This is a genomic window from Streptomyces sp. NPDC059866 (assembly GCF_042731325.1).
Classification (GTDB): Bacteria; Actinomycetota; Actinomycetes; order Streptomycetales; family Streptomycetaceae; genus Streptomyces; species Streptomyces flavusporus.
Genome location: NZ_JBHWJT010000137.1, coordinates 1 through 1,198 on the forward strand (window position 1 = coordinate 1; position 1,198 = coordinate 1,198).

General features: G+C 70.1%; 2 protein-coding genes. One reads left to right on the plus strand and one right to left on the minus strand.

Annotation, left to right across the window (positions count from 1 at the left end; genetic code table 11):
* Positions 1-28 precede the first annotated feature (28 nt).
* Positions 29-637, minus strand: coding sequence for a TetR/AcrR family transcriptional regulator (locus tag ACFV7R_RS47090; RefSeq protein WP_385276987.1), 609 nt, complete (start codon positions 635-637; stop codon positions 29-31).
* Between the two features lie 120 nt (positions 638-757).
* Here ACFV7R_RS47090 and ACFV7R_RS47095 point away from each other — a divergent pair.
* On the plus strand, positions 758-1,198 hold a 441-nt coding region (locus ACFV7R_RS47095), incomplete at its 3' end, for an SDR family NAD(P)-dependent oxidoreductase (RefSeq protein ID WP_385276990.1).

Sequence of the window (1,198 nt, forward strand, 5' to 3'; positions counted from 1 at the left end):
GCCGCTGCTTCACGCGGTCCCGACGGGGTCAGCCTCCCGACCGGATCAGCCGGGCCGCGTCCAGCAGGGTCTTGTGGGCGGCCGTCGAGTCGTCCAGGTAGCCGGCTGCCATCGCGCCGTCGTACAGCATCAACAGCGCACCGGCGGCCGACTCCGCATCGGCGTGGCCGAGCCGGGTGAGCAGCTGCTTGAAGAGGGTGCGGATCCAGTCCCGGTGGGACGTCACCAGGCCGCGGACCGGATGGTCGGCGTCCGGGTACTCGGCGGCCGCGTTCAGGAACGGCGATCCGCGAAAGCCGCGCTCGCGGGCGTGCTCGGCGATCGCCTCGAAGATCAGGTCGATCGCCTCCGCGGGCGGATGCCCGGCGGCCAGCGGTTCGGCCACCTCCTTGTAGTAGGCGTCCTTGGTCAGTAGATAGGCCACGACCAGGTCGTCCTTGGAGGCGAAGTGCCGGTAGAAGGTCGCCTTCGTCACCCCGGCCTCGGCGATCAGCCGCTCCACGCCGATCGCGCGGACGCCCTCGTAATAGAACAGGCGTGACGCGGCCCGGACCAGGCGTTCGCGGGGCGGCAGCGCTCCGTCCTCCTTGGTCCCTTGACGCGTGGTGTCGGTGGTCTTCTGACCAGTAGTACTCACTTGCCCATTCTGCCCGTAGCCCAGTCCTGAGTGGCCTCCACCCCCATACGGCCGCACCAGCGCTGTCGCTCTATCCCCTACGGCCCGCAACGGCGTGGCCGTTCATCGAAAGGTTTGACCATGACTCGTCGTCTCGAAGGAACCGCCGCCCTGGTCACCGGAGCATCCAGCGGCATCGGCCACGCCACCGCCCTGGAGCTTGCCCGCGAGGGCGCCTCCGTGGCCCTGGTAGGCCGGCGTGAGGACCGGCTCACCGACCTCGCCGCGCAGATCACCGACTCCGGCGGCAAGGCCCTGGTGGTGGCCGCCGACATCACCACCGCCCAGGCCGCCGCGGAAGCGGTCGAGCGGACCGTCGAGAACCTGGGACGCCTGGACACCCTGGTCAACAACGCCGGCCTCATGCTGCTCGGGCCCGCTCCCGGCGCGGACCTGAACGACTGGCGGCGCATGATCGACATCAACCTCATGGGCCTGATGTACACCGCCCACGCGGCCGTCCCCCACCTGGTCAAGGCCGCCGCCGAGGAGCCGCGCCAGGTCGCCGACATCGTCAACATC